Origin of the sequence: Intestinibacter sp., from assembly GCF_051866655.1 — a bacterium.
Taxonomy (GTDB): domain Bacteria; phylum Bacillota; class Clostridia; order Peptostreptococcales; family Peptostreptococcaceae; genus Intestinibacter.
Genome location: NZ_JBJDXL010000146.1, coordinates 1 through 5,865, shown reverse-complemented (window position 1 = coordinate 5,865; position 5,865 = coordinate 1). Strand labels below are relative to the sequence as shown.

The 5,865-nt window shown below is 29.0% G+C and carries 7 protein-coding genes; 2 read left to right on the top strand and 5 right to left on the bottom strand.

The window, feature by feature from the left end; genetic code table 11:
* Nucleotides 1-149: 149 nt before the first annotated feature.
* On the bottom strand, nucleotides 150-413 hold the full coding sequence (locus ACI3VO_RS04180; RefSeq protein ID WP_439756717.1) for a phage holin family protein: 264 nt from the start codon (nucleotides 411-413) through the stop codon (nucleotides 150-152).
* A 119-nt stretch (nucleotides 414-532) separates the two neighbouring features.
* Nucleotides 533-2,602, bottom strand: a complete 2,070-nt coding sequence (locus tag ACI3VO_RS04175; RefSeq protein ID WP_439756716.1) for a S8 family serine peptidase — start codon at nucleotides 2,600-2,602, stop codon at nucleotides 533-535.
* A 348-nt stretch (nucleotides 2,603-2,950) separates the two neighbouring features.
* On the opposite strand from ACI3VO_RS04175, the gene ACI3VO_RS04170 reads away from it, so the two are divergent.
* Nucleotides 2,951-3,676 (top strand): lysoplasmalogenase family protein, encoded by a 726-nt coding sequence (locus ACI3VO_RS04170; protein WP_439756715.1) that lies wholly within the window; start codon nucleotides 2,951-2,953, stop codon nucleotides 3,674-3,676.
* 45 nt (nucleotides 3,677-3,721) lie between these two features.
* Here ACI3VO_RS04170 and ACI3VO_RS04165 read toward each other — a convergent pair whose 3' ends face one another.
* Both ACI3VO_RS04165 and ACI3VO_RS04160 read right to left on the bottom strand, forming a co-directional pair.
* Nucleotides 3,722-4,015, bottom strand: a complete 294-nt coding sequence (locus ACI3VO_RS04165) for a hypothetical protein (RefSeq protein ID WP_439756714.1) — start codon at nucleotides 4,013-4,015, stop codon at nucleotides 3,722-3,724.
* Nucleotides 4,016-4,102: 87 nt separating this feature from the next.
* Nucleotides 4,103-4,510, bottom strand: coding sequence for a putative ABC transporter permease (locus ACI3VO_RS04160; RefSeq protein WP_439756713.1), 408 nt, complete (start codon nucleotides 4,508-4,510; stop codon nucleotides 4,103-4,105).
* Between the two features lie 129 nt (nucleotides 4,511-4,639).
* Between ACI3VO_RS04160 and ACI3VO_RS04155 the strand changes: the two genes are divergently transcribed.
* Nucleotides 4,640-5,131, top strand: a complete 492-nt coding sequence (locus tag ACI3VO_RS04155; protein WP_439756712.1) for a GNAT family N-acetyltransferase — start codon at nucleotides 4,640-4,642, stop codon at nucleotides 5,129-5,131.
* A gap of 57 nt (nucleotides 5,132-5,188) precedes the next feature.
* Here the strand turns inward: ACI3VO_RS04155 and ACI3VO_RS04150 are convergent, their stop codons facing one another.
* Nucleotides 5,189-5,683 (bottom strand): GNAT family N-acetyltransferase, encoded by a 495-nt coding sequence (locus tag ACI3VO_RS04150; RefSeq protein ID WP_439756711.1) that lies wholly within the window; start codon nucleotides 5,681-5,683, stop codon nucleotides 5,189-5,191.
* Between the last annotated feature and the right edge of the window lie 182 nt (nucleotides 5,684-5,865).

The window sequence follows — 5,865 nt, the reverse complement described above, 5'->3', positions numbered from 1 at the left end:
AAAATAATTTAACATATTTACAATGGTTCTAAGTTAAGTATATGTATAATAAATCTTATTTTATTTCTTCATCTTTTCAAATAAAAATAGTGTATATCAAAAATAGATTTGACATACACTAAAAAATACAATCAACTATTTATATCGTGCTATGATTTCTTTTGATTTTTTAGGCACTTACATGTCTGATGGGTTCCTATACTAGCTAGGCCGCTTATCGCACCTGCCATAAATGTTTCTGGGGAAAAATTTTTATTTATCATAACGTTTAACACTGTACCTAAAATTAATAGAATCAGCGGAATATATTTATTTGGAATAAAATCCAAGCTATTTTTTATAACATATCCAACACACATACAAAACCCGATGATTATCGGCACCATATATTGAGTATATTGACTTAAATCCATAAAATCACCTCTTGTAACATATTATTCATAAAATAAAAATAATGCTACTTTTAAAGCGAATATTTGACAATAAAAAATAAAAGCCAACAGATTTTCATCCGTTGGCCTTGATTTTATATTTATTTTACAGTTCTTGTAATACTCTTAGATACATATCCTGTCTTGCTCATCTTTATAGTCACAACTGTTTTTTTCTTTTGCTTAGGTATTGTAAGTGTATAGCTTCCTGTAGATTTTACAGTAGTTGATGACCCTATTTGTTTTCCATTTACATATGCCCTAATAGTCGCTCCCTTTGAGCCTTTACCAGTTACCTTAGTAGTTGTTGAATAAATAGTGCTAGCAGTAAATGTCGCTGTAAATCTCTTTAAAACTGTCTTTGTAGCTGATTTTGAATAATAGCCTGATTTTGAGGCCACTACCTTGATAGTTGTTCCTCCTGATTGCTTAGGTATACTTATGCTGTATTTTCCTGCAGAGGAAGCTTTGCCTGAACCAATTAAAGTTCCCTTTGAATTGTAAACTTTAATTGTTGCAGATTTTGATGCAGTACCAGTTACAACTGTATCAGAAGAATCTATAGTATCTATAGTAGGTGAAGCCATGTTCTTTTTAACTGCTTTTACTGCTTCTAGTGCATTTACTTTTCCGTAGCCTGTAAAGCTATCTTTTCCTGCTTTTCCTATATCGTCTGCTGTAGAATATAAAGCAGATTTTATATCTTCTACAGAAGCATATGGATTTTTAGATTTCATAAGTGCCACAACACCTGCAACTATAGGAGAAGCCATTGATGTTCCACTATCGTACATATATCTTTTTCCGTTTGAATAAGGTATTGTACTGTATATCTCTCTTCCATATGCTGATATATCTTTTTTAGTTCCGTAATTTGAATCATATGCCTTTTGATCGTCCTTATCTATATTTATTACAGATATACAGGCATCGAAGTCAGCTGGATAGAATTTCATAGTGCTGTTATCATTTCCACCTGCACATACAGTTACAATTCCCTTAGCTGCTGCATCTTCAATAGCATTTTCTAATAATTTATCTTGATTTTTATCATATGTACTATAAAAATTATCATCTATAAGTCTTCCCAAACTCATATTTATTACCTTAGCTCCCTTTTCAACAGCGTATTTATATCCTTTAAGAATGTCACTTGTAATAGCTGAAACTTCTTCACCACTTCCTTGGAATACATTTATTGCTATTAAATCTATATTGTTATTTCCTATACCTGCTATACCTGTAGAATTATTAGTTGTAGCTGCTAATACACCTGATACATGTGTTCCATGATGCCAGCGGTCTTTTTTCAAATTAGCAAAACCATTTACAGCATCCTTTGCTAAGTAAATATTTTGTTGTAAATCTGGATGATTTACATCTAATCCAGTATCTATTACTGCTACCTTTACTCTGCTAGTACTTATTGTATCTAGATAATCCCAAGCATCGTATATTTTTAATTTTTCTAAATAATATTGTCTACTTGAATATTTATCATTTGTACTTGTAGTAGAGGCTGCTTTTGAACTGCTTGAAGATACTAGCTTATATACAAAGTTAGGCTGTACTGATTCTATACAGTCGCTGTCTTCGTAGTTTTCTAACGCCTTGGCCACAGTTTCTGAATTAGATATGTCTATTACTCCTACATTATCGTCATTTACTTCATCGATTTCACCGTCTAAATTAGTCACTACAGCATCTTGTAAATCCTCATCGACATCATCTTTAAATTCAACGATTACTTGTCCTGGCATATAACCTAAATCATCGCTTTCATTACTTCTTTCTTCTGCTGCTTCTTTATAGTCTTTTACTATTTGATCAGCCCTTGAATCAATAGAGTCTTTAAATTTCTCGATTTCTTCGTCTTTATCTTCATCATAATAGTAGTTTAAAACTTCTTTTACTGCATACTCGAAATTTTTATCGAGCTTGTACTTGTTCACTTGTGATGCCACATAGTCACCATCTGCTTTATCCAAATCAAATTTTGCTTCTAATTGTTTAGATACTTTTTCTTTTTGTGCATTTTCTGCTTCAATCTTTTTTTCCTCTGCATTTAAAGAATTTTTTTCTTCAGCATAAGAATAAATTGTACCTATATTAGGCAATACTAATGATAAAGATAAAAATAAAGATATAACCTTTTTCTTAAAAACCATCATAAGTCCCCCATTTTTTATTAAATTAAATTTTAGATACTATAAATATTTCCTTATTTATATTTATAATTTAGGAAAATATATTTTTATAATATCTATAAATTTATATTCAATTATAACATGAAAATAAGTTTATAAAACACTTATTTTTTAATATAATGTTTTACAATTTTGTAATTTTTCCCAATCTCCAAATATCTCCACCCAAATTGTTATAAATTTTACATTTTATTGAAAAAGATTGATAAAAATTTATTAATTTTTGATACTTTTTTGTCTTTTTGTGGTAATATATAAATATATAGTTTTATATTTTGGAAAAATATATCTTCTATTAGATGTGTAATTTTCATGTATTCTCCCATCCCTACCGTTGTTTTCAACGGTAGGGATAACCATTATAAGGAGGTTTTTCGATTGTTTATTTTATGCGTATTATTAGTAGTTTCTTTAACAATTCTAATTTATTTAACTTATATTGATTCAAAAAAATATAGGATTCCAAGCAAGACAATAACCAGTATTTTATTTTTAGCTATAGCAATTTTTAGCTATTTAAATCACAATTGCAATTTTTCATACTTTTTATTTATAATACTTGGACTCGTATTTTCACTGTTTGGCGATGTGTTTTTGGCTTTTAATAAGGACAACGGGAAAATGTTTATCTTAGGTCTTTTCAGTTTTTGTGTGACTCATATTTTTTATTATGTGGCATTTGATCATTTAACTAATTTTTCTATAGCTTATTTTTTAATAAGCATCGCATTTGGAAGTATTATAGCAATAGGTATGAAGCTCATGAAATTTTTGGACTTTGGTAAGCTATTTAAGATTATAGTTTTATATACATATATTATAAGCTTCATGCTTTTCAAAGCTATTTCCCTATATCCTTATCATGCAATTTGGTCTAATCTGATTATTGTCGGTGCGATTTTATTTACTATTTCAGATATGATTTTATGCTTTGTTTTATTTTATAAGGATTGCCCTAAGTTTATGGAGAGCTTAAATTTAGCTACTTATTATATAGGACAGATGATAATTGCACTTAGTATAGGATATATGTTTTAAGCAAAAAAGATATCTAGCGTTAGTTTACTAGATATCTTTTTATTTTTAATTTGTTTTTTTATATTCATCGTATTCGTATTTTGTAATTTTATACCTAGCATTGCACTTGTCGCACTGTACAATCGCACCGCCCTTGTATTTCATAAATAAAGACACTAAAGCTAACACTACAGCAAGTATTACAAAAACAGGAGCAATAGCTGAGCCTATAGCTGGAATGATAGAACATACTAAAGCACATACTAGAGAATAAAAACACATCTGCATAAAATTTTTAGAAGCACTGATCAATTTTGCATCATTTTTACATCGTTTACATTTTATAGTTTCATTAGCCATATTAAGCATCCTCCATTTTTAGTTAAAATTGATAAATATGATAATACTATATTTAATAGTTCTAGAAATTTATACAAATTCCCTCTATTATCGATCTATATTTTTTCTTCTGCAGAGATCATTTTTTAACATATCGTCAAATTTTATAGCAAAATAGCTCAAAAATATCCATATAACACTAAACAAAAGTGAAATCTGTCCATTTAAATTGTATTTGAGATTTGAATAATCCCAAATTCCAAGATTTAATTTAATATTTAAAATATATCCTGATACATACTCAATTAAAGTTATAATAATAGCGCTCAGTATGCATTGTTTATACATTTTCATTTTCGGCGTAATATCATTTATAACTCCTGCAAAAGCTCCACATAATCCTCCGACTATTATCATAGATGGATGCGTATATCCTCTAAAAATCATCTCGATATTCGTATATACGCATCCCATTATTACAACTATCAAAATTTCCTTTACAATAAAATCCTTCACTAAAATCCCCCCAACATATGTATTAGTTAATAGTATGAATTTTTTCGATAAATAATTCTTTTGTGTTTGTATATTATTCAAAAATGTATTAACATTATTTATGGAAATATTTAGATAAAGGAGATAATCATGAAGAAATTATTTATAAGAAATGCAACAATAGACGATTTAGATATTGTATATAATATAGAAGCTAAGTGTTTTCCAGAAGCAGAAGCTGCAACTTACGATGCTCTAAAGGAAAGACTAGCTACTTTTCCAGAGTCCTTCTTCGTAGCAGAGCTAGACGGAGATATAATAGGATTTGTAAATGGATGTTCGACAGATAAGCCAGAGCTTCCAGATGAGCTTTACCACGATTTATCTATGCACAATCCAAATGGAGCATACCAAACAGTTTTTGGTCTTGACGTACTTCCAAAGTATCAACACAACGGATATGCATCTCAGCTTATGAACCATTTAATAGATATCAGCAAAGAAAGAGATAAAAAGGGAATTATCTTGACTTGCAAGGATCATTTGATTGGATTTTACGAAAGCTTTGGATATAAACATCTAGGAGTCTCAAATTCTACTCATGGAGATGCTAAGTGGAACGACATGCTATTAGAATTTTAACAAATACATAAAGCTATGGTTTTAAAACCATAGCTCTATCCATATATATTATAAAAATTAAATATCCTTTTGCATATGTACAACACTGAATTTTCTATCAAACTTCATACCTATATTTTTCAACTCTCCAGCCACATAAAAACCGTGTTTTTTGTGAAAGTCTATACTACCGTGATTTTCTGATGATACCTCAGCAATAATAGTTGTAATACCCATTTGAGAAGCCTCTTCTTCTAATTTTAAAAGACATTTTTCACCTATTTTTTTACCTGTATATTTATCGTCGATAAAATATGAAATACAGGCAGTAGATTTAAAAGTCGAAAACGGACTATACGGACTTAGCTGGCAAAATCCAACTACACAGTTATCATCCATATCCTTAATAGCATAAGAAGGATATCCTTCTGCTCTTTTCAAAAGCATTGGATAAAATTGTTCAGGTAATTTATCTCCTGGAAAAGCAGCAGTTCCATTTTCAATATAAAAATTAAAAATCTTCATAATTTCTTCTTGATGTTCTAAACCCATTTTTTCAAAAATAATATTCATTCAATCACCTCTTAAAATATAAATACTTCCAAACCATAAAAATAATTCCTTCTATATAAATAAAACTATTCTTTAATTAGATAATAACATAATAAATGTTGTAATTTCAATATTCTTATAATTACATTAAAAAAGATATAAAGAGATTAAAGTGGACCCTTTGTCAAGGACACTAGAAAAAA